Origin of the sequence: Pseudonocardia zijingensis, from assembly GCF_042657305.1 — a bacterium.
Lineage (GTDB): Bacteria > Actinomycetota > Actinomycetes > Mycobacteriales > Pseudonocardiaceae > Pseudonocardia > Pseudonocardia zijingensis.
Map to the genome: position 1 here is coordinate 54,610 of NZ_JBHSKO010000016.1, position 21,808 is coordinate 76,417.

Annotated in this window: 19 protein-coding genes; 7 read left to right on the forward strand and 12 right to left on the reverse strand. The window is 74.2% G+C overall.

What is annotated here, in order from left to right:
• Position 1 precedes the first annotated feature (1 nt).
• Positions 2-1,327 carry an ABC transporter substrate-binding protein gene (locus ACFPL3_RS26800; RefSeq protein WP_343941110.1) on the reverse strand — a complete coding sequence of 442 codons (1,326 nt, stop codon included), beginning with the start codon at positions 1,325-1,327 and terminating at the stop codon, positions 2-4.
• A gap of 410 nt (positions 1,328-1,737) precedes the next feature.
• Here ACFPL3_RS26800 and ACFPL3_RS26805 point away from each other — a divergent pair, with 410 nt between their 5' ends.
• On the forward strand, positions 1,738-4,407 hold the full coding sequence (locus ACFPL3_RS26805; RefSeq protein WP_343941111.1) for a sensor histidine kinase: 2,670 nt from the start codon (positions 1,738-1,740) through the stop codon (positions 4,405-4,407).
• A gap of 15 nt (positions 4,408-4,422) precedes the next feature.
• Here ACFPL3_RS26805 and ACFPL3_RS26810 read toward each other — a convergent pair whose 3' ends face one another.
• A complete protein-coding gene (locus tag ACFPL3_RS26810; RefSeq protein ID WP_379589703.1) occupies positions 4,423-5,421 on the reverse strand; it encodes an acyl-CoA dehydrogenase family protein in 999 nt (332 codons plus the stop codon).
• Positions 5,418-6,587: an acyl-CoA dehydrogenase family protein gene (locus ACFPL3_RS26815; protein ID WP_343945759.1), complete on the reverse strand. Its 1,170-nt coding sequence runs from the start codon at positions 6,585-6,587 to the stop codon at positions 5,418-5,420. Before ACFPL3_RS26815 ends, ACFPL3_RS26810 begins: the two co-directional genes overlap by 4 nt.
• A gap of 99 nt (positions 6,588-6,686) precedes the next feature.
• Between ACFPL3_RS26815 and ACFPL3_RS26820 the strand changes: the two genes are divergently transcribed.
• Complete coding sequence (locus tag ACFPL3_RS26820) at positions 6,687-8,189, forward strand: NAD-dependent succinate-semialdehyde dehydrogenase (RefSeq protein WP_343945760.1); 1,503 nt, start codon at positions 6,687-6,689, stop codon at positions 8,187-8,189.
• A gap of 21 nt (positions 8,190-8,210) precedes the next feature.
• Here ACFPL3_RS26820 and ACFPL3_RS26825 read toward each other — a convergent pair whose 3' ends face one another.
• The 5 genes from ACFPL3_RS26825 to ACFPL3_RS26845 form a co-directional block, all read right to left on the reverse strand.
• Entirely contained in the window at positions 8,211-8,678 is a 468-nt protein-coding gene (locus ACFPL3_RS26825) for a hypothetical protein (RefSeq protein ID WP_343945761.1), read from the reverse strand.
• Positions 8,675-10,531 (reverse strand): hypothetical protein, encoded by a 1,857-nt coding sequence (locus tag ACFPL3_RS26830; RefSeq protein WP_379589704.1) that lies wholly within the window; start codon positions 10,529-10,531, stop codon positions 8,675-8,677. Before ACFPL3_RS26830 ends, ACFPL3_RS26825 begins: the two co-directional genes overlap by 4 nt.
• 257 nt (positions 10,532-10,788) lie before the next feature.
• Positions 10,789-12,336, reverse strand: coding sequence for a hypothetical protein (locus ACFPL3_RS26835; protein ID WP_343939934.1), 1,548 nt, complete (start codon positions 12,334-12,336; stop codon positions 10,789-10,791).
• Positions 12,337-12,376: 40 nt separating this feature from the next.
• Positions 12,377-12,757 (reverse strand): hypothetical protein, encoded by a 381-nt coding sequence (locus tag ACFPL3_RS26840; RefSeq protein WP_343939936.1) that lies wholly within the window; start codon positions 12,755-12,757, stop codon positions 12,377-12,379.
• Positions 12,758-12,909: 152 nt separating this feature from the next.
• Positions 12,910-14,022, reverse strand: a complete 1,113-nt coding sequence (locus ACFPL3_RS26845; protein ID WP_379589705.1) for a glycosyltransferase family 2 protein — start codon at positions 14,020-14,022, stop codon at positions 12,910-12,912.
• A gap of 347 nt (positions 14,023-14,369) precedes the next feature.
• Between ACFPL3_RS26845 and ACFPL3_RS26850 the strand changes: the two genes are divergently transcribed.
• The 5 genes from ACFPL3_RS26850 to ACFPL3_RS26870 all read left to right on the forward strand — a co-directional run bounded on the left by ACFPL3_RS26850 (position 14,370) and on the right by ACFPL3_RS26870 (position 17,945).
• The gene (locus ACFPL3_RS26850; protein WP_343939940.1) at positions 14,370-15,215 is read left to right on the forward strand and encodes a glycosyltransferase family 2 protein; all 846 of its coding nucleotides are present in this window, start codon (positions 14,370-14,372) and stop codon (positions 15,213-15,215) included.
• A 101-nt stretch (positions 15,216-15,316) separates the two neighbouring features.
• Positions 15,317-16,027, forward strand: coding sequence for an energy-coupling factor ABC transporter permease (locus ACFPL3_RS26855; RefSeq protein WP_343939942.1), 711 nt, complete (start codon positions 15,317-15,319; stop codon positions 16,025-16,027).
• Positions 16,024-16,380 (forward strand): PDGLE domain-containing protein, encoded by a 357-nt coding sequence (locus tag ACFPL3_RS26860; RefSeq protein WP_343939944.1) that lies wholly within the window; start codon positions 16,024-16,026, stop codon positions 16,378-16,380. The genes ACFPL3_RS26855 and ACFPL3_RS26860 overlap by 4 nt, the downstream gene beginning before the upstream one ends.
• On the forward strand, positions 16,381-17,145 hold the full coding sequence (cbiQ, locus tag ACFPL3_RS26865; protein ID WP_343939946.1) for a cobalt ECF transporter T component CbiQ: 765 nt from the start codon (positions 16,381-16,383) through the stop codon (positions 17,143-17,145).
• Entirely contained in the window at positions 17,142-17,945 is an 804-nt protein-coding gene (locus tag ACFPL3_RS26870) for an energy-coupling factor ABC transporter ATP-binding protein (RefSeq protein WP_343939948.1), read from the forward strand. Before cbiQ ends, ACFPL3_RS26870 begins: the two co-directional genes overlap by 4 nt.
• On the opposite strand, the gene ACFPL3_RS26875 is transcribed toward ACFPL3_RS26870, so the two are convergent.
• The 4 genes from ACFPL3_RS26875 to ACFPL3_RS26890 all read right to left on the reverse strand — a co-directional run bounded on the left by ACFPL3_RS26875 (position 17,876) and on the right by ACFPL3_RS26890 (position 21,729).
• Positions 17,876-18,379, reverse strand: a complete 504-nt coding sequence (locus ACFPL3_RS26875) for a GNAT family N-acetyltransferase (protein ID WP_343939950.1) — start codon at positions 18,377-18,379, stop codon at positions 17,876-17,878. The two genes, ACFPL3_RS26870 and ACFPL3_RS26875, sit on opposite strands and share 70 nt — an antisense overlap.
• Before the next feature lie 672 nt (positions 18,380-19,051).
• Positions 19,052-20,407 (reverse strand): SPFH domain-containing protein, encoded by a 1,356-nt coding sequence (locus tag ACFPL3_RS26880; RefSeq protein ID WP_379589706.1) that lies wholly within the window; start codon positions 20,405-20,407, stop codon positions 19,052-19,054.
• 28 nt (positions 20,408-20,435) lie between these two features.
• The gene (locus ACFPL3_RS26885; protein ID WP_343939954.1) at positions 20,436-20,870 is read right to left on the reverse strand and encodes an NfeD family protein; all 435 of its coding nucleotides are present in this window, start codon (positions 20,868-20,870) and stop codon (positions 20,436-20,438) included.
• Positions 20,871-20,916: 46 nt separating this feature from the next.
• Entirely contained in the window at positions 20,917-21,729 is an 813-nt protein-coding gene (locus ACFPL3_RS26890; protein WP_343939956.1) for a DUF3097 domain-containing protein, read from the reverse strand.
• Positions 21,730-21,808 lie beyond the last annotated feature (79 nt).

Here is a 21,808-nt window from a genome sequence, read left to right on the forward strand (position 1 = left end):
GCTACCCGAGCGGTTCGACCCGCCCCGCCGTGGGCACCTGCGGGTACCGCGCGTTGCTGACGACCACCAGCTCGAACGGGTGGGTCTCACCGGTCTGCCACTGGCCCCCGGCGAGCGGGGTCTTCGCGACGCCCGGGACCGGGCCCGCCGTGAAGTCCACCGGCCCGATCACGGTGTCCAGGCGCATCCCCGCGATCGCCCGGGCGACCCCCTCGCGGTCGTCGATCGAGCCGACGGCGCCGAACGCGGCCGCCGCGACCTCGAACAGCGCGTGGGCGAAGCCGATGGGCTGGGTCCACTGCCTGCCGGTGCGTGCCGTGTACTCAGCGGCGAGGTCACCCGCGCTCATGCCGGTGAGGGACGAGGTGAACGGGTGGCTCGGCGACCAGGACACCTCGGTGCCGAGGTTCACGACCGGCGGGTCGAGCCGCTCCACCGACGCGGGCACCCGCGCGCCCCGGCCGATCGTGGCGATCCGGGGCCGGTAGTCGCGCTCCGCGGCCTGCCGCCAGAACGTCTCGAGGTCCAGTGGGCTCGCGACGCCGAGCAGGACCTGCGCGTCCGCGGCGCGGAACGCGTCGATCCACGCGGAGAAGTCCGGGGTGCCGTCCTCGAAGACGCCGGGGTCGACGAGGGTGTAGCCGCGCTCGGCGAGGGCGGCGGGAAGACCGGTGCCGGGGCTGTTCCAGGCCAGCCCCTCGGCGCTGTTGGACCAGAACGCGCCCACCACGCGGTTGGTGGCCACCTCGTCCCAGAGGTCGGCGTAGACCGCCTGCGCGTCCTCCATGCCCCAGGACATCAGGTAGGTCCACCGGAACGGGCTCTCCGGCCGCCCGCCGCGCAGGTGGAACCACGACTGCCACGGGGTGGACGCGGCCACGCAGGGCACGCCCGCGGCCTCGCACTGGTCGCTGACCGCGTTGACGGTGTCGGCACCGGCCGACACCAGCACGAGGTGGACGCGGTCGTCGAGGGCGAGCCCCGCGGCGACGTCGGCGGCACGCTGGCCGTCGGACTGGCTGTCCCGGGTGAGGATCTCCACCCGATGCGGGCGTCCCCCGACCGTGATCGGCCGCGCGGAGAGGATCTCGCCCATCGCGGTGGCGACGAACCGCTCGGCCTCGCCGAGCGGCGCGAGGGGTCCTGTCTCCGGGGTGACGTAACCGATCCGGATCACGTCGCCGGGACCGGGGGCCGCGGTCTCGAGCCCGGCGTCCACGGCGCACGCGGCCGCGCCGCCGGTGAGGGCCAGCAGCCCGGTGGCGCCTGCGGCGCGCAGGAAGCGGCGGCGGTCCGGCCGCGGGCCGCGGGTCGTGGCGTACTGCATACCGTCCCTGTGCTCGCGTGCCGACGTGGGTGGTGGGATTCCTGGGTCGTTGCTTCCTCGACCGACGGGCAGCATCATCGGGGGTTCGAGGGCTGTCAAACCCGAAGTTGCGACACGCGGACCACAACGGCCTCGGAAAGGGCCACCAGGAGTACCCATATCATGACGCAGCGCAGCACGTGGCCACCCGTTCAGCGCAGAGCGGCGACCACACTGCCGACAAGCACGGGTGACTCTGGTTACACTGCGAGCACAGGTGATCATGGTTCCCGGCGGCCGGGGCGGGCCGCCTCGCTCCCCAGCGCCCGAGTGGAGAGACCGACGTGACAACGGACGACCGGCCGGCCGCCCGCCGACGGTCCGCGTGGCCGTCCCCACGCCACTGGAGCGTACGGGTCAAGTTCTCGGTCGTGCTCGTCGTTCCGCTCGTGCTCGCCGTCGCGCTCGGCACGATCCGGATCATCGACGAGGTCGGCGAGGCGGCCAACCGCGACCTGGTCGCCCGCTTCGTGTCCACCCAGGGCCTGGTCACCTCCCTCGTCACCGACGTCGAGCGCGAACGCTTCCGCGCCACGGAGTACGTCGCGAACGGCCGGTCCGACGCCCGCGCGTTCGAGGGAGTGGTGGCCGCCGTCGACCAGCGCGCGGCCCGCAGCCGCGACGCCGTGGCGGCGCTCGTCGAGGAGGTACCCGCGATCGGCCTGGTCCAGCAGCAGGCCGACCAGGCCATCTCCCGGCTCTCCCCGCTGCGCGAGGTGGTCATCCGCTCCAACGCCCCGCCCGACGCCATCGTGGCGCGCTACTCGGAGCTCATCGAGCAGCTCGTGCAGCTCGACACCGCGTTGCTGCGCAACATCAACGCCTCCGAGGTCACCGGGCTCGCCAACGCCCTCGCCGGTCTGGGTGCCGCCCGCAACGAGGCCACGCTGCAGCAGGCCCAGATGGCCACGTCCATGCACACCGGCCTGTCCCCCGCGCTGGGCGCCGACCTGCAGTTCAGCAACGCGCGGCTGGAGAGCGGGCTCGCCGACTTCCGCGTGTCGCTCAACGCCCCGCAGCGCGTGCGGTACGCGGGCCTGATCCCCGGCCCGGGCAACTCCGCCCGCAACAGCCTGGTGCAGGCGGTGCTCGCGGGCAGCCCGCCGAGCGGCAACGGCGTCGCCACGGTGGCCGAGGTCTACAGCCGGTTCCTCGGCGAGCTGGACGCCGCGGCCGAGGGGCTGCGCACCGAGCTGCGCACCGCGGTGGCCGAGCAGCGGCAGCGGGCGCTCATCGAGGCCTGGCTCAACGCCGTCGTGCTCCTGCTCGCGCTCGTGCTGGCCGCGGTGATCGTCGGCCTCGTGGCCCGCGGGATGATCGCCTCGTTGCGCACGCTGCGCCGCAGCGCCATCACGGTGGCGCAGGACCGCCTCCCCGAGGCCGTGCAGCGGATGCGCCAGGGCACCGCGCCGAGCATCAACATCGCCACGGTGCCGGTCACCACCCGCGAGGAGGTGGGCGAGGTCGCCCGCGCCTTCGACGCGGTGCACGAGCAGGCCGTGCGGCTCGCGGCCGAGCAGGCCACGCTGCAGAACAACATCAACGCGATGTACGTCAACCTCTCCCGCCGCAGCCAGGCGCTGGTCGACCGCCAGCTCGTGCTGATCGAGCAGCTGGAGGAGGGGGAGGTCGACCCCGAGCAGCTGTCGGACCTGTTCCGGCTCGACCACCTCGCCACGCGGATGCGCCGCAACTGCGAGAACCTGCTGGTCCTCGCGGGCGCCGACATCCCGCGCCCGGCGGCCGAGCCCACCCCGGTGCTCGACGTGCTGCGGGCCGCGGTCTCGGAGATCGAGCACTACCAGCGCGTGGTCGTGCAGAACCCGCCGGATGCCACGTTCGCCGCGAGCGCGGCCAACGACGTCCAGCACCTGCTCGCGGAGCTGCTGGACAACGCCACCAACTTCTCGCCCACCGAGAGCCAGGTGGTGATGAGCTGCAGCCGGGCCCGCGACGGCTCGATCCTGGTGGAGATCTTCGACGAGGGCATCGGTCTGTCCCCCGGTGAGCTGAGCACCCTGAACGAGCGGCTGCGCAACCCGGTGGAGTCCACCGCATCGGTGGCGGCGTCGCGGCGCATGGGCCTGTTCGTGGTGGGCAAGCTCGCCAACCGCCACGGGATCTCGGTGGGCCTGTTCACCGACTCGATGGGCACGTCGGCGAGCGGGGTGCCCGGCTCGAAGAAGCGCGGTGTCACCGCGCGGGTCACCGTCCCGGCCGACCTCGTCGGCGAGCGCACCAGCGAGCCGGACCAGGTCGTGTGGTCCCGGCTCGACGCCGCGTCGGCCGGATCACCGGCCGGAATGGTGCTCCCGCCCGGACCGGCCGTGCGCACGCCCGACGAGGACGACCAGCCGGCCCTCGCGGGGTCCGACGGCGCGGCGCTCGCCTCGCCCCACGGGCGCCCCACCCCGCGACCGCGCTACGACCCCACCAGCGGTGAGACCACGATGCGGCTCCCGGTGGTGCCCGCCCAGCCCGGCGCACCGGACGAGCCGGAGCCCGTGGCGCCCGAGCCGCCACCGGTGCCCGCTCCCGTCGAGGCGCGCCCGGAGCCGTTCGACCTGTTCGCCCCGGTGGTCCCGCCGGAGTCGCTGCCCGACCCCGCCGCGCCGCGGCCGCCCGACCCGCTGGCGTCCGACCTCGACGACCTCGAGGCCACGCCGATCTTCGCGGAGGTCACCTCCGGCTGGTTCCACGTGCCGGAGCAGGGCAGCTCGTCCGGTGACGGCGCACCGGTGCCGGCAGGTGTGGCGGCGCGCGGTGCCTACGGCGGCGGCCCCGACCCGGCCGCGTTCGCCACCTCGGCCGACGCCGTGTGGCAGGCCGCGCGGGCGGCCTCGGAGAGCCAGCCGGGCGGACTCACCCGTGCGGGCCTGCCCAAGCGGGTGCCGCGCGGGCGCCTCATGCCCGGCAGCGCGATGCCGGGCGAGCCCCCGCCGTCGATCTCCGGGCGCGACCCGGAGGCGGTGCGGGGGCGGCTCAGCACCTTCCAGCGCGGCGTGCGCCACGGGCGGCACCGCACCGAGGGCGACGCCTGAGCCACCCGGCGACCGTCAGCCGACCACGAGGGGCCACACCCCGGCCGGCCCGGCGGCGAGCACCGTGGCACCCAGCTCGGCGTTCCACTGCGCATCGGAGCCGTCCTCCTCGCGCCAGGCCCACAGCCGGGTGGTCCACAGCCGCAGGTCGTGCTCCCGGGTGAAGCCGATCGCGCCGTGCACCTGGTGGGCGATCCGGGCCACGGCTCCCGCCGCCTCCCCGGTGCGCGCCTTGGCCGCGGCCACGGCGACCTGCGACGGTGCGGCCGGGAAGCCCTCGGCCGCCACCACCCGGGCAGCGGCCGCGGCGGCTGCGGACGCGGCGGCCACCTCACCAGCGGCGAGCGCAAGCTGCTGCTGCACGGCCTGGAACCGGCCGATCGGGCGGCCGAACTGCACGCGCTCGCCCGCGTAGCGCACGGCGGCGGCCAGCGCCCCGCGGGCGGCGCCCGCGAGCAGCTGGGACCGGCCGAGCGCGGCGCGCAGGCGCAGCTCGGCCGCCACGCCGTCCGGGGCGTCGGCGACGGCGACGGCCGGGCCGTCCACCGTGATCGTGTCGCGTGGCTCCTCCGCGAGGTTCGTGCCGTGCGCGACGTCGACCGCGTCCGGGTCGAGCAGCACCACCCGGTCGCCCGTCAGCACCGCAACACCGGCCGCGGCGCGTGCCCACGGCACCCGGCGCAGCTCGCCGCGGACCGTCGTGCCGTCCACCGCCAGCTCCCCGGCCACCGCCGTGAGCGGCCCGTCCGGCAGCGGCACACCGGCCGCGTGCAGCAGCCACCCGCCGAGCAGGTCGGTCTCCACCAGCGGCACGCGGGCCGCGTGGGCACCGGCCGCCGCGAGCACCACGGCGGCGTCCTCGAGGCCGGCCCCGCTGCCGCCTGCCTGTTCGGGCAGCGTCAACCGCGCCAGCCCGGTCTCCTCCAGCGTGCGCCACAGCGCGGCGTCGAACCCGGCCCCGTCCGAGGCCGCGTCGCCGAAGACCGACTCCGCCAGTTCCGCGAGCTCGTTCACCGCAGCCCCAATCCCCTCGCGACGATCCCGCGCAACACCTCGTTGGTGCCGCCGCGCAACGTGAACCCGGGCGCGTGCAGCACCGCGTCGGCGAGCAGCCGGGCGAACCCGGACTCCGCGCCCGGGTCCGGTGGGGTGGCCACGAGCAGGCGCGCCACGTCGATCACCTCGTTCTCGTACCTCGTGCCCAGCTCCTTCACCACGGCGGCAGCCAGCTCGGGGGCCTCCCCCGACTCCAGCGACCCGGCCACCGCGAGCGACATCCGGCGCAGCGTCCACAGCCGCGCCACCAGCCCGCCGATCTCCCGCTCCGCGCCCGTGGTGCCGGCCAGTTCCCCGACCAGCGCCACGAGCAGCGGGAACGTCGAGAGGAACCGCTCGGGCCCGCTGCGCTCGAACGCCAGCTCGCTCGTGACCTGCTTCCACCCGGCGCCGATCTCGCCGAGCACCATGTCGTCGGGCACGAAGACGCGGTCGAACACCACCTCGTTGAAGTGGTGGGCGCCGGTGAGCAGCGGGATCGGCCGGATCTGCACCCCGGGCGCATCGAGCAGCACGATGAACTGCGACAGCCCTGCGTGCCGGTGCTGCTCGTCGCGCGGCGCGGTGCGGGCGAGGGCGAAGAAGGCGTGGGCGTGATGCGCTCCGGAGGTCCACACCTTCGTGCCGGTGAGCTCCCAGCCACCGTCCACGCGGTCGGCGCGGGTGCGCACCGACGCCAGGTCGGACCCGGAATCGGGCTCGCTCATCCCGATCCCGAAGTACACCTCGCCGCGCGCGATCCCCGGCAGGAACCGGCGCCGCTGCGCGTCGGTGCCGAACCGCAGCAGCGTGGGCCCGATCTGCCGGTCGGCGATCCAGTGCGCCGCCACCGGGGCACCCGCGGCGAGCAACTCCTCGGTGACGACGTAGCGGTCGAGCGCCGATGCGCCGTGGCCGCCGTACTCCTCCGGGATCGTCATGCCGAGCCAGCCCCGGCGGCCCAGCTCCCGCGAGAACCGCTCGTCCCAGCCGGAGAGCCAGACGTCCGCCCGCGGCGTCCACCGCCCCGCCTCCTGCTCCTCCGTGAGGAACGCCCGCACCTGCGCACGGAGGGCAGCCGTGCGCGGCGGGAGCTCGGTGGGTGGTGGCACGAGGTCCGGCAGGCGGTGCAGCGTCGCAGTCACGGCCCCATCCTCGGCCATCACCCGCGGGCGCACCGAGTGGTCCGCCCCACACGGGGACGACGGCTGCGCCGAGAGGTCCGGGGTGGCAGCATCGCGCCCATGACGAACGCCGGGACGAATTCAGCCGCCACCAGCAGTTCCAGCGACGAGGCCCGGGTGGTCGACGCCGTTCCCACCGGCCTGTTCATCGGCGGGCAGTGGCGTCCGGCCGCGTCGGGACGCACGTTGGCCGTCGACGACCCGGCCACCGGCAAGACGCTCTGCGAGGTGGCCGACGCCGGACCCGAGGACGGGATGGAGGCGCTCGCCGCGGCCACCGCGGCGCAGCAGTCGTTCGCCGCGATGCCGCCCCGCGACCGCGGCGAGATCCTGCGCCGCGCCTACGAAGTGATCATGGAGCGGATCGACGACCTCGCCCTGCTCATGACCCTGGAGATGGGCAAGCCGCTCGCCGAGAGCCGCGGCGAGGTCACCTACGCCGCCGAGTTCTTCCGCTGGTTCGCCGAGGAGGCCGTGCGCATCGACGGCGGCTACGCCGTGGCCCCGAACGGGGCGAGCCGCTTCCTCGTGCAGAAGCAGCCGGTCGGGGTGTCCCTGCTCATCACGCCCTGGAACTTCCCCATGGCGATGGGCACGCGCAAGATCGGCCCGGCCGTAGCGGCCGGCTGCGCGATGGTGATGAAGCCCGCCCAGCAGACCCCGCTCTCGATGCACGCGCTCGCCGCGATCCTCGCCGAGGTCGGGCTGCCCGACGGCGTGCTGAACCTCGTCACCACCTCCGACGCCGGTGGGGTGATGGAGCCGCTGATCCGCGACGGCCGGGCCCGCAAGCTGTCCTTCACCGGGTCCACGGCCGTCGGGAAGAAGCTGCTGGAGCAGTGCTCGGAGAAGGTGCTGCGCACCTCGATGGAGTTGGGCGGCAACGCGCCCTTCCTCGTGTTCGACGACGCCGACCTCGACAAGGCCGTCGAGGGCGCGATGCTCGCCAAGATGCGCAACATGGGCGAGGCGTGCACGGCGGCCAACCGCTTCCTCGTGCAGCGCGGGGTGGCCGAGGAGTTCGCGCAGCGCGTCACCGAGCGGATGGGCGGGCTCGTCGTGGGCCGCGGCACCGATGACGGCGTGCAGGTCGGGCCCCTCGTCGACGCGAAGGGCCGCGACAAGGTCGTGGAGCTCGTGCGCGACGCGGTCGACCGCGGTGCCCGGGTGCACGTCGGCGGTGAGCCGGGCGACGGCCCCGGCTTCTTCTACCGGCCCACCGTGCTGTCCGACGTGCCGCTCGAGGCGCGCCTCACGTCCGAGGAGATCTTCGGCCCGGTGGCCGCGATCAGCGTGTTCGACGAGGAGGACGAGGCGGTGGCCGCGGCGAACGACACCGAGTTCGGGCTGGTCAGCTACCTGTACACGGAGAACGTCACCCGGGCGCTGCGTGTGTCGGAGCGGCTGGAGGCCGGCATGATCGGGCTCAACACCGGGCTCGTGTCGAACCCGGCCGCGCCGTTCGGCGGCATCAAGGAGTCCGGGCTCGGCCGCGAGGGCGGCAGCGTCGGGATCGAGGAGTTCCTCGAGACCAAGTACGTCGCCATCGGGTTCGGCGGCTGAGGCTCGGGCGGTCCGGCCCGGTCAGGGCGTTCCGGGCGTCCCACCGGCTGCGCCGCCCGGCCCCGGGGTGCCCTGCCGGGGTGCTCCCTGCCCAGGTGCGCCGGGTCCGGGGTCGGCGGCCCCACCCGGACCGGGCGCACCCTGGCCGGGGTCGGGGGGTGCGGGCGGCGCGTTCGGGTCGGCCGGCTGGTCGTCCGGGTCCGGCACCGCCTGGTCCACCCCGTCGTTCTCGCCCACGACCGTCACGAACGTCTCGGGGTCGGTGCGGGTGGCGATCGCCTGCACCAGCAGCACACCGCCCTGGAACGCCATCATCCCGACGAGCACGACGATCGCGAGCGCGGTGGCGCCATTGAGCATCCGCACCCGCGCCGACTTGCGGTAGTGGCGCGCCTCCGCGGTCTCCACCGCCCACGCGCGCGCCCCCATCACCACGAACAGGAGCAGGACGGCGCCCCAGACGGCGACGTCGAACCGCGGGTCGATCATCGCGGTGCCCCCGGCAGCCCGGTGGGTTCGACCTTGCGGAGCACGACGTCGAACCCGTTCTGGTAGGTGATGACGTACTCGCCCGTGGCGACGATCTGCTGCACCGCGTCGAGGGACCACCCGGGCGGCTTGAGCTTCAGGTCGCGCCCGTAGGCCTCCGTGGACTCGAACGACACGATCACGTCCGGGTCCTGCAGGTCGACGCAGCGGACCGGGTCGTCGGCCAGGTCGTTGCAGTCCTCGATGGAGTTGCCGCGGCTGTGGGTGTCGATGCCGTCGACGGCGTAGGGCCCCACGCCGCTGACCAGCGGCACCACCTCGAGACCCGGTGGCGTGGTGGCGTACACCTCGCGGGCCATCGCCACCTCCTCCGGATAGACGATCATGTAGGACTCGTTGCCGCCCCGGATCAGGACGAGCAGGCCGAACAACACCGCCATGCCGACGGCCAGCACCTTCTCCATCCCGCGCCGCCAGCGCACCACCCAGCGCAGCGCGTCGGTGCCGAGGATCGACAGGATCGGCAGGCCGAACAGCACGATCCGCAGGAACACCTCGCTGCCGTACCCCTGGGCGGCGAAGGCCATGGGCACCGCGGCGAGCGCGATCGGGGTGAGGTCACGCCTGCGCCGCCAGTACACCCAGAGGCCGACGATCGCGAGCAACCAGGTGAGACCCGGGATGAGGATGCGCAGCAGCTTGACCACGACCTGGCCGTCGTCTCCCGCCAGCCGGTCGGACACCCCGGCCTGGACCGCGGCCCCCGCGTCGCCCGACCCGATGATCATGTCCAGCTGGTTCATCCAGAAGTCGCGGCCGGCGATGAGGATGTAGACGACCACCGCCACGATCCCGACCAGCACCAGGCCGCGGCCCCGGAACCGGCCCACGATCGCGAGCACCACCAGCTGGCCGATGATCGCGAACGGCGTGAGCTGGTGGGTCGGCGCCACCGCGATCAGGCACAGCGCGGCGCAGAAGTAGATCAGCAGCAGCTGCCGCGGCGGCAGCGTCGGCCGGTTCGGCGGGGTCAGCGCCGCCACGAGCCAGCGCCGGGGCAGCGCCAGGCGCTTCGCCTCGGTGTGCGGCTTGGGCCAGCCGGGCACGCCGGCGGCGTCGGTGCGCCGGGTGGCGAGCGGGCCGAGCGCGAACACCAGCGGGGTCAGCATCAGCACGATGCCGGTGGCCTGCGGGGAGAAGTAGTCCTGCTCGATCCAGTTCAGCCCGAGGAACAGCCACGCCGCCGCCCACGGGGCGCGGTGGCCGCCGAGCATCGAGCGGGCGAGCGCATAGATGCCGATCGCCCACACCGCCACGATGACCGGCGGGAACCAGCGCAGCACCTCGTCGAGCTGCGTGGCGCCCGAGGCGTCGCGGAACCACGCCCATTGCGCGAAGAACGCGGGCCAGTAGAAGCGGGCGTCATAGCCCTCGACGGGACGGCCGTCTCCCGCCATGGCGTCGACGAAGCCGGAGATCAGCCACGCCGTGGAGAACCGCGCGGCGGGCTCGACCACCGACGGGATGCCGTACGAGCAGAGGATCAGCACGGCGGTGGCCGTGCCGAGCATCGGGATCCGCGGCCGCGGTGACCACAGCTCGATGACGCAGGCGGCCACGGCGCACAGCATCGACAGCCACGCCGCCGGGCCGAGGACCTGCGCGAGCCCCCAGCCGTCGAGCGCGGAGAGGTCGGTGGTGGCCGCCGCGATCGGCAGGAGTGCCACCGCGGCCAGCGCGAACGCGGGCGAGAGCCACCGGTTGATGCCCCCGGTCGGCGGCGCGGGAGGCGGCGTGGGTGGCCGGAGCCGCTGCGCGGGCAGCGTGGTGGTGGACTCGTCCAGGTCGGCCACCGCGGGGGCGCCTGCCCTGGCCGGGGGTCGCGGGACGGGGGGCCCGGGGCGCGCCGGAGGGCGGCCGGGCTGCGCGGACGGGCCGGGGCGCGGCGGCTCCGACGCCGAGTCGGGGCGCGCGTGCGGGCGCGCCGTCGGCGGCTCCCGCCGCGCGACTGCAGGGCCGTCGGGCCGGGGCGCCGGCGGCGGGGGACGCCGGGCCGGCGGCGCCGGTGGCGGGCGGCCGCGGCGCGGATCGCCGCCGCGGTCGATGGATGTCACGGAGCACGCACCTCCACGTCGGTCCGGCGGGCCGCCGGGATGACGAGCACGGCGGCCGCGCAGGCCACCTGGACGATGATGTAGCCGATCGCCGTCAGCCGCAGGTCGGTGACCCCGACCGTGGTGTGGGGCAGCGCGATCGCCACCACCAGCACGAGCACGGCGCTGAACAGCTGGAGCCGGTCGTAGCCCACCCCGTGGCCGAGTGCCTGCCGCACGCCGAGCTCGTGGGTGACGACGAGGCGGAACGCCAGCCCGAGCAACAGGAGCCGCAGCAGGTCGTCCGCGTCGGTGTAGTTGGCGCCGAAGGCGGACAGCAGCGGGCCGGCGAGGGCCACCCCGAGCGCGATCACCGGGAGGAACACGACGAGCAGCCGCTTGCGGGCCCGCGCGACGAGCTCCGTCGTGCGGTCGGGTTCGCGGGCCACGGCGCCGGACAGGGCGTGCACGGTGTGCGCGGCGGCGAGGTCGACGACGACGAACAGCTGCCACGCCACGAAGAACGTCGCGCCGGTGTCGGGCCCGAACCGCACGGTGACCACGATCGGCACCAGGTGGTAGAGCATCGCCGGGCCGACCAGCGAGATCGCGGCGGGCATGCCGGACGCGCCCTCCCCCGGCGCGGGGGCCTTCCGGACCAGCACGGGCACCAGGACGAGGCCGGCCACCAGGCAGACCCCGATCGCCCCGAGCCAGGACAGGACCACGCCGTGGGCGGCGAAGCCCGCGAACCCGCAGAGGGCGACGAGCGCACCGATCTGCGCCACGACGAACAGCGCGCCGCGGCCCACCGCCCAGCCGGACCGGCCCGCCGCGCCCAGCAGCACGTCCTGGACGGCGACGACGCCGCAGCCGGCACACCCCACCGCGACCAGCGCCCACCCCGGAATCGGGATCGGGATCGGACCGGGGCCGGTGGCGGCCGCCGCGAGCTGCGGGACCACGAGGGCACCGCCCAGCCCCACGAGCGCTGCCGACGGTGCCGTGAGCAGCGACCCCACCCATGCGAGGACACCGGGCCTGCGCCCGCGCAGCGGCAGCACGGCCAGCGGGGCGAGCCCGCCGACGAGCAGGAGCGCCGACACCGCGGGCTGCGCCTCGCCGAGCACGTCCACCGGCAGGAGCCGCGCGGCCACGAACCAGCCGATCAGGGCGCCCACCGCCCCGAGCAGGGCGGTCGGGGCCCGGCCGGAACCGGGGCGCGCGTCGACGATCGGGATGGCCGCGGTGTCGGCCTCGCTGTCCGGGTCGGTGCTGTGGGGATCGGTGCTGTGGGGATCGGTGCTGCGAGGATCGGTGCTGCGGGGATCGGTGCCGGCCAGGTCGTCCTGTGGGGTGCTCTCGGGGGCGACGGCGGCGATGCGCCGGGTCTCCGGCACGACCACCGGGATCTCGTCCGTGCGCAGGCGCGAGGGGTCGAGGTCGACGGTGGGCGGGTCCGCCCGGGGATCGGGGTGGGTGCGGCCGAAGTGGTCGGGTCGCACCGTCGCCGGCTGCAGGACCACGTTCCCCGACGCGGCCGGTGTCGGGTGCGTGCGGCTCACGACACCGCGGCCCGCGGACCGTAGCGCGCCACGCCCGCCCTCACTGGGCCACCACCGCGTGCCGGAGGAGGAACGGGACGCTGACGACGGTGAGCGCGTAGAGCGCGAGGTCGGGCCGCCAGAACGCGGCGCTGACCATGATCTGGCCGACCAGCAGCGTGACCGCGACCCCGACGCCGACGGTGAGCAGCCAGACGTGCGCGGCGGGTGCGCGGCGCAGGAAGCCCGCGGCCGACCAGCCGGGGCCGAGCACGAGGAAACCGGTGGTGAGCACGAACCGGAGCTCGCCGAGGAGGCCACCGGTGGTGCCCAGCACGTTGAGGACGCAGGCGCCGATACCGGCGAGGACGAGGACCAGCGCCACGTAGCGGCGTGCGACACGCGCGCGTGTCAGTACCGCATTGGAGGCCGGCATGGTCACCGTCTTGCTCCGTTCCTCATCGCGCCACGCCTCCTCCAGGCGCCGCGCAACATCACGTGTTCACCCGGAGGCGCGGACCCAACCGATAGATCGGCGAGTCTAACGGGGTGCCCCTGAGAAAACGCCCGGCGCCTCCGGCGGGCGACGCCCCGTCAGGACGCCTCCTCCTCGAGGGCGAGACGCAGGCTCACCCCGTCGCGCTTCTCGCGCACCGGGGCCTCCACGCGGGGCTGTCCCTCGGCCCGGGGCGGGGCTGCCGCACGCCGGTCGCCCGGCTCGGACGGGCCGGGGACGTCGGCGGCCGGGACCGCTCCGTTCGTGGGCTTGCCGGGCACCGGCGTGCCGTGCGCGGGCTTGCTCGGCACGGGCTTGCTGGGCGCGGGGCCGTTGACCGGGCTGTTCACCGAGACGTTGACCGACGGGGCGGGGCTGGGCGCCTGCGGGGTGGGCGGCACCACGGGGATGCCACCGGCCGGCGTGAGCGCGCGGGACTGCTCCTCCACCTGCACGCGCTCGGCGCTGCGGCGAGAGGCCCGGCGCCGCTCGGCGGCGAGCGTGCGCAGCACGCGGGTGCCGTCGGCGAACGTGCGCAGGTTGGTCTGCCCGAAGATCCGCTCGCGCTCCATCGACGGCACTTCGGTGATCTTCAGGCCGGCGGCCGCGACGCGGCAGTTCAGCACCGTCTCGATCTCGAACCCGTCGCCCCAGAGCATGCTGCCGTCGGCGGGCTGGGCCGTGTCGATCGGCGGCAGGTCCAGCACGGGGAGGATGTCGGCCCAGAAGGCGTTGTAGCCGTAGCAGAGGTCGGTGTAGCTGGTGCCGAACAGCGCGTTGGCCACGCCGTTCAGCCCGGCGTTGCCCGACTTGCGCAGGAGCGTGATGTCGTCGCTGCCCCCGCCGCGGACGAACCTGCTCCCCTTCGCGAAGTCGGCGCCGTCGATGAGCGCACGCACGAACGCGGGGATCTCCGCGGGGTCGGCCGACCCGTCGGCGTCGAACATCACGATGACGTCCCCCGTGGCGGCCGCGAAGCCGCACGCCATCGCGTTGCCCTTCCCCTTGCGCGTCTGGGTGATCACCTTGACCCAGGGCAGGACCCTCTGGGCGGTCTCGATCGTGCCGTCGACCGAATTGCCGTCGACGATGATGATCTCGTGCACCGCCGGACGCACCGCCGCGATGGCCGGCAGCACGACCTCCAGGTTCCTCGCCTCGTTCCGGGTCGGCACCACCACGGACACCCGCGGGTTGCCGTTCCGCTGCATCGCCCTTCTCCCCCCCACCGCGTCCGCGGCGTGCTCGCGCCGTTCAGGTCGTTGCTGCCCGTAGCCACCGCCGGAGACGTTCGTCATCACTGGGCTTATCTCCGCGGGCCCTCGTCGCGTTACGTCACACTTCGGCGACAAGGAGCCCGCCTTTCGGCGACTCTCCGCTACTGCATTCGGCCGGGGCGGTTCTGGTTCTGCGGGCACTCTACGGATCGGGCGGGTTCGCCGCTGCCCGGGGTCCCCCGACCAGGTCAACGGCCTGGTGGGACCTCCCGCTCGAGGGCCAGGTCGGCGGCCCGGGGTCGGCGCCACAGCCCCCTCGGGGGGAGCGGTACCGTCACGCCGTGCTGTCGATTCCCAGCGTCTCCGTCTGCGTTCCGGTCTACAACGGTGAGCGCTTCCTCGCCGAGACCATGCGCAGCATCCTCGACCAGACCTACCGCGATTTCGAGTTGGTCGTGCTCGACAACGGCAGCACCGACCAGAGCGGACGAATCGCCCGTTCCTTCGGCGATCCGCGGATCCGCGTCGAACGCAACCGGGAGACGCTGCCGCAGGCCGAGAACTGGAACCGCGTGGTCGAGCTGACCCGCGGGCCGCTGGTGAAGATCGTCTGCGCCGACGACCTGCTGCACCCGCGGTGCCTCGAGCTGCAGGTCGCCCCGATGGACTCCGACCCGGGCCTGGCCGTGGTCGCCGCGCGCCGGCACATGATCGACGAGCAGAGCCGCGTGATCGTGCCGCGGCGCGGCCTGTCCGGCCTCGTCGGCGTCCACACCGGGGTGGAGGTGGCCCGGCGGGTGGTGCGCAGCGGCTCCAACCCCATCGGTGAGTCCAACAACGTGCTCTTCCGCCGCGACGACTTCTTCACCGTCGGCGGCTGGAAGACCGACCGCCCGAACGTCATGGACATCGACCTGTGGCTGCGGCTGCTGCAGCTGGGCGACTTCCTCGGCCTGCCGGAGACCCTCGCGGCGTTCCGCATCGCGAGCGACAGCATCTCCTCCCACAGCGACGACGAGCTCTACACCCAGCAGCGCATGCTGATCGAGGAGATCGGCGAGTCGCCCTACTTCCAGGTGCGCGGCATCGACCTCGCCGTCGGACGGGTGCTCGCGCCGGCCGGCCGCGCCCGCAGGCGCGCCCTGTACGCGCTGTCGAAGGTCGCCTCCCGCGGAAAGGCCGCCTGAGCGCAGTCGCACATCTTTTGCGACTGCCGTCTTCCGGCGACTGCGTCTAGCCTGGTTCGGACACCCGAACCGGGTGCGTGACGTTGTGCGAAGGAGGTGGCATGGTCCCCACCACCCTGGCCATGCACATGAGCGACGGGCTCGTCAACGCGCCCACGGCGTTGGGGTTCGGACTGGTCGCGATCGTGGGCCTGGCGATCGCGTTGCAACGGGCCCGTGCCGACCTCGACGACCGCACCGCACCGATGGCGGGGCTCGTCACCGCGTTCGTCTTCGCGGTCCAGATGATCAACTTCCCGATCCTGCCCGGGGCGAGCGGCCACCTGCTGGGCGGGGCGCTCGTCGCGATCCTCGTGGGACCGTGGGTCGGGTCGCTCTGCATCGCCATCGTGCTCGCCGTGCAGGCCCTGCTCTTCGCCGACGGCGGGCTCACCGCGCTCGGCACCAACGTCGTCAACATGGCGCTGGTCGGCGTGTTCGCCGGGCACCTCGTGGCCACCGCGCTGCGCCCGCTCGCCCGGCGCGGACGCGCGGGGCTGCTCGCCACGGCGTTCGTCGCGGCGCTGGTCAACACGGTGCTCGCCGCTCTCGCCTTCGTGCTGGAGTACGCCATCGGCGGCGCGGGCGGCGCGTCGCTGGGCACGGTGGCCGCGCTCATGGTCGGCCTGCACACCCTCATCGGCATCGGCGAGGGGATCATCACGGCCGCCACGGTCGGCGCCGTGGCTGCCGTGCGTCCCGATCTCGTCCACCTGCTCCGGGGCCGACCCGTTCCCCTCGAGGTCCGCGACGGCGCCGGGGAGCCGGCGTGAACGCCCCGGCCGCCGGCCGCCGCACCGCCGGGTTCTTCGTGGGCTTCCTCGTGGTCGCCCTGCTCGTCGCGGGCGGCCTGTCCTACTTCGCCAGCTCCGACCCCGACGGCCTCGACTCCGTCACGCTCTCGGGCTGCGACGTGGTGGAGACCGACGCCGGGGAGCAGCTCGAGGGCACCTGCATCGCCCAGCACGCCACCGACAGCGCGGTGGCGGGCAGCCCGCTCGCCGACTACGCGGTGGGCGGCGCCGAGGGCTCGGTCGGGCCGGCCGGGGTGATCGGCGTGCTGGTCACGGCCCTCGTCGCGGGCGGGCTGTTCTGGCTGCTGCGCCGCCGCTCCGGGGACCGATAGGTGGGCGCGGGTCACACCCACCCGCTGTACCTCCCGGGCAGCTCGGCGGTGCACCGCCTCCCGGCCGAGGTCAAGATCGTGGCGGCCTTCGCGGTGGTGCTGTGCGTCGTTGCCACCCCGCGGGAGGCGTTCGGGGTCTTCGGCGGCTACCTGGTGCTGCTCGCCGTGGTGTGGGCGCTCGCCCGGATCCCGCCCGGGTGGATGGCCCGCCGCGCCCTCATCGAGGCGCCCTTCGTCGTGCTGGCGGTGCTCCTGCCGTTCACCGGCGGTGCGCCCCACGTCGAGTGGCTGGGCCTCACCCTGTCCGAGCCCGGCCTGCTGGGCGCCTGGAACATCCTGGTGAAAGGCAGCCTGGGCGTGCTCACCTCGCTCACGCTCGCCGCCACCACCCCGCTGCGCGACCTGCTCGTCGGGCTGCAGCGCCTGCACGCGCCCGCCCTCGTCGTCACGATCGCCACCCTCATGCTGCGCTACGTCGACGTGATCGTCGGAGAGGCCCGGCGGATGCGGCTGGCGCGCATCTCCCGCGGCCACGACCCCCGCTTCCTCTGGCAGGCCGGTGCCACCGCCCGCGGGGTCGGGTCGCTGTTCATCCGCTCCTACGAGCGCGGCGAGCGCGTGCACCTCGCGATGCTGTCGCGCGGCTGGACCGGCCGGATGCCGCAGCTGTCGCAGCAGGGCACCAGCCGCCGCCAGTGGCTCGCCGGGCTGGCCCCCGTGCCCGTCGCGGTCGCGCTCGCCACCGCCGGGTGGGTGCTGACGTGAGCGCCGCGCCCGCTCCCCCGCCGTCGCTGCAGGTGCGAGGGCTCGCCTACGCCTACCCGGACGGCCACCAGGCCCTGCACGGCGTCGACCTCACCGTCCACCGCGGCGAGCGCGTGGCCCTGCTCGGCCCCAACGGCGCGGGCAAGACCACGCTCGTGCTGCACCTCAACGGCATCCTCACCCCCGGGCGCGGGTCGGTGGCCGTGGGCGGGCTCCCGGTGGAGAAGCCGCACCTGCACGAGATCCGCAGGCGCGTCGGCATCGTCTTCCAGGACCCCGACGACCAGCTGTTCCTGCCCACCGTCGGCGAGGACGTCGCGTTCGGGCCCGCCAACTTCGGGGTCACGGGCGCCGCCCTCGACGCCAGGGTGGACGCCGCGCTCGACGCCGTCGGGATGCGCGAGCACCGCGACCGCTCACCGCTGCACCTGTCCGGCGGGCAGCGCAGGCGGGTGGCGCTGGCCACCGTCCTGGCGTGCGAGCCGGAGATCCTCGTGCTCGACGAGCCGTCCACCAACCTCGACCCGGTGGCGCGCCGTGAGCTCGCCGAGGTGCTCCTCGCGCTGGAGCCGACCATGCTGATGGTCACCCACGACCTGCCCTACGCCCTGCAGCTGTGCCCCCGCAGCGTGGTGATCGACGACGGCGTCGTGGTGGCCGACGGCCCCACCCACGAGCTGCTCGCCGACGCCGACCTGCTGCGCCGCCACCGCCTCGAACTGCCCTACGGCTACCCCGCCCCGGGCGCGAGCGAGGCCTCCATCATGTGGACCAGCGGGCGGAACCCCACGCGTTCGTAGAGCCGCACGGCACCCTCGTTGTCCGCCGCCACGCTGATCGACCAGTGCCGGCAGCCCCGCGCCGTGAGCTCGGCCTTCACCGCGTCGAGCAGCGCCGTGCCGACCCCCGCGCCGCGGACGTCCGGCGACACCGCGAGCGACTCGACGTCACCCCGCTCCGGTCCGAGGTCGAACGTCGGACCCGATGCCAGCAGCCGGCACACCGCGTAACCGACGACCTCGCCGGCGCCCTCCCGCCGCGCGAGGAACAGCAGCCCCGTGCCGTCCTGCAGCCACGTCACGTACTCGCGGCGGCGCAGCTCCCACGACTTGTCCGCGGGCCGCACCGGCACCCGGCCGGCGACCACAGTGCGGTGGTGCTCGACCATCGCCGTCCACAACGGGGCCAGCGCGTCGACGTCGGTCAGGCCGCCCGCGGTGATCTCGATGTCCACTCCCGCAAGCCTATGGCTCCCGGCCTGCCGCGGCACATGGTCCGGCGGCACCCGCCGACGCATGATCCGCGCGAGCCGTACGCCACGGTCGCGTAACCACCATGGCGTACTGCTCACCGTGATCGGTGGAGATCAGAAGCACCTGTGGGTTCCGGCGAGAACGCTGGTGTACTGCCGCCGGGAATGCGGCGCGGGCCGGCCGGTGCCGCCCGGCCTCCGCCTGCGCATGGTCCGCGCGAGTCGGACTCCACGGTTGCGACTGCAACCGTGGAGTGCTGCCCACGCCGGTCGTCCGGAACCAGAAGCACCTGGTGGTCGTGCAGAGCACGCCGGCGTACTTCTCGGCGGCGGAGGACGCGGGGGGACGCCGGCGGCATCCGGCCGCGCATGATTCATGCGAGTCGTACGCCACCGCTGCGATGGCCGCCGTGGCGTACTGCTCGCCGAGATCATCCGGTGGTCAACAGTGCCCTGCAGGTTCTGGGCCGAACGCTGGCGTACTGCTCGACGCGCGGAGGCGCGCGGGTCAGCCCGTCCGCCTTCGCCTGCGCGAGCAGTACGCCACGGTCGCCGTGGCCACCGTGGCGTACTGCTCGCGCCGACCACCCGGTGGTCAGCAGCACCTGGATGTGGTGGCGTCCGCGATGGTGTGCTGCTCGGCCGCGGACGCTCCTACGGCTGCTGCGGCGGCGGGGCCGGGTAGCCGGGCCGCGGACCGCCGTTGCCCCGGTCACCCGGCTGCACCTGCGGGATCCCGCTCGGCGGGGTGGGCACGCTGCTCTCCGGTTCCGGGGACCGCTCCTGGGCGGGCGCGGGCGCCGGGTCGATCGCCTGCGGGCGCCCCTCGCGGGCCGGGCCCGGGCTGGGCCGGGCGGGCGGCTGCTCCTGCGGGGCCGGGGTGGGGGGCACCGGCGCGCCGATCGGCGGCACCTCCTTGCGCGCCTCGGCCTCGGCGTCGGCCACGACCTTCGCGATCTCCGGGTCGGTGCGGGTGTCGAACCAGTGCCGGATGGCTTCCTCGTCGTAGTTCGGCTTGGTGGCCTCGTCGACCGGGCTCGGCTGGAACCGGAAGACGCCGTCCTCGCCGGGCGCACCCAGCATGCGGGTGAACCCCTCGAGGGCCTTGCCGAAGTCGGACGGCACGAGCCAGACCTTGTTGGCCTCGCCCTGCGCCATCTCCGGCAGGGTCTGCAGGTACTGGTAGGCGAGCAGCTCCGGGGTCGGCTTGCCGGCCTTGATCGCGGCGAACACGGTCTCGATCGCCTTGGCCTCGCCCTGCGCCTGCAGCGCCTGGGCCGCCCGCTCGCCCTCCGCGCGGAGGATGCGCGACTGCCGGTCGGCCTCCGCGTTCAGGATCGCCGCCTGCTTGGCGCCCTCCGCGGTGAGGATCTGGCTCTGCTTCTGGCCCTCGGCGCTGCGGATCGCCGACTCCCGCTGGCCCTCGGCGGTGAGGATCATCGCCCGCTTCTCGCGGTCGGCCTTCATCTGCCGCTCCATCGACTCCTGGATCGAGGGCGGCGGGTCGATCGCCTTGATCTCCACGCGGCCGACGCGGATGCCCCACCGGCCGGTGGCCTCGTCGAGCTCGCCGCGCAGCACGGTGTTGATCTCGTCGCGGGAGGTGAGGGTGCCCTCGAGGGTCATCCCGCCGACGACGTTGCGCAGCGTGGTGGTGGTGATCTGCTCGACGCCGGTGATGTAGTCGGAGATCTCGTAGACGGCGGCCTTCGGGTCGGTCACCTGGAAGTACACGACGGTGTCGATGTTGACCGTCAGGTTGTCCTGCGTGATCACCGGCTGCGGCGGGAACGACACCACCTGCTCGCGCAGGTCGATCCGCTCGCGCACCTTGTCGATGAACGGCACGAGGAACGCAAGACCCGGGTCGGCGGTGCCCTTGTACCGCCCGAGCCGCTCGATCACGGCGGCCGTGGCCTGCGGGATGATCTGCACCGCCTTCACCAGCGACACGACCACGAGCAACACCAACAGCACCACGACGATCAGCAATACGGTGCCTTCGGTCACGGCAACCCCCTCCCGGAGCGTCAGATTGTCAGTCCTGTGCGACGACCACCGCGGTGGCACCGGAGATGCTCAGCACGGTGACGCGGGCGCCGGGTTCGATCGGCTCGTGCCCGTCGCTGGTGCGGGCCGACCACAGGTCGCCGCCGATCTTCACGCGGCCGCCGTGCTCGTCGACCCGGGCCACCACGATCGCGGTGCTGCCCAGCAACGCCTGGTGGTGCATCACGGCGGGGTCGACGCCGCGGTCGAGTCGCCTGCGCAACGCCGGGCGCACCGCGAACAGCAGCAGCACCGACGTCACGGCGAACACCACGCCGCCCACCACGGGTCCCCCCACGAGCAGCGACGCCCCGCCGGCGGCCAACGCGCCCCCGCCGAGCATCAGCAGCACGAACTCGCCCGACAGCAGCTCCGCGACGACCAGCAGCACGCCGACGATGAGCCAGATCACGGCGGCCGTCATGGGTCCAGATCCTGCCAGATCGGTTCCCATGAGTGATCAAGTGAGATCAGGTGGTTACGAAGTCGATGAGCCGTTCCACGGCGCCGATCAGAGGCGTCTCCAGGTCCCGGTAGCTGCGCACCGCCCCGAGCACGCGCCGCGCGCCGTCGGCGGGCTCCCCCCAGCGCAGGGCCCGGCACACGCCGGTCTTCCAGTCGGTGCCCCGCGGCACCCGCGGCCACTCCCGGATCCCGACGACCGACGGCTTCACCGCTTCCCACACGTCGACGTACGGGTGGCCGGTGACGAGCACGTGCGGGCCGGCCACCGCGGCGGCCGCCCGGGTCTCCTTCGAGCCCTCCACCAGGTGGTCGACGAGCACCCCGAGGCGCCGCTGCGGGCCCGGCTCGAACTCGGCCACCGCGGCGGCCAGGTCGTCCATGCCGTGCATGGGCTCCACCACCACGCCCTCGACGCGCAGGTCGTGGCCCCAGACCCGCTCGACGAGCTCCGCGTCGTGCAGGCCCTCCACCCAGATCCGCGCCGCCCGCGCGGTGCGGGCGGTGTGGCCCTGCACGCGCACCGACCCGGACGCCGACCGGGTGGGCGCCGCCGGGGCGCGGGCCGGCACCACCAGCGTGGCGGGCCTGCCCTCGAACAGGAACGCGGCCGGCCGCAGCGGGAACACCCGGCGCGCCCCGTGGCGGTCCTCCAGCTCCACGCCGCGTGCGTCCACCGCGACCACCGCGCCGCAGAACCCGCTCGCCGGGTCCTCCACCACGAGTCCCGGTTCGGCCGGCACCTCCGGGATCTGCTTGCGCGCCGCGGTCCTGGTGCCGTCGGCGGCGAACGCCCCTCGGTAGTCGTGCGCACGGGTCACCCACCCGTTCTACCGGCCCCGCGAGCCACCGCCCGGGCACGACACGCCGGGTCACCGCGCGTGAGCTGCGGCAACGGAG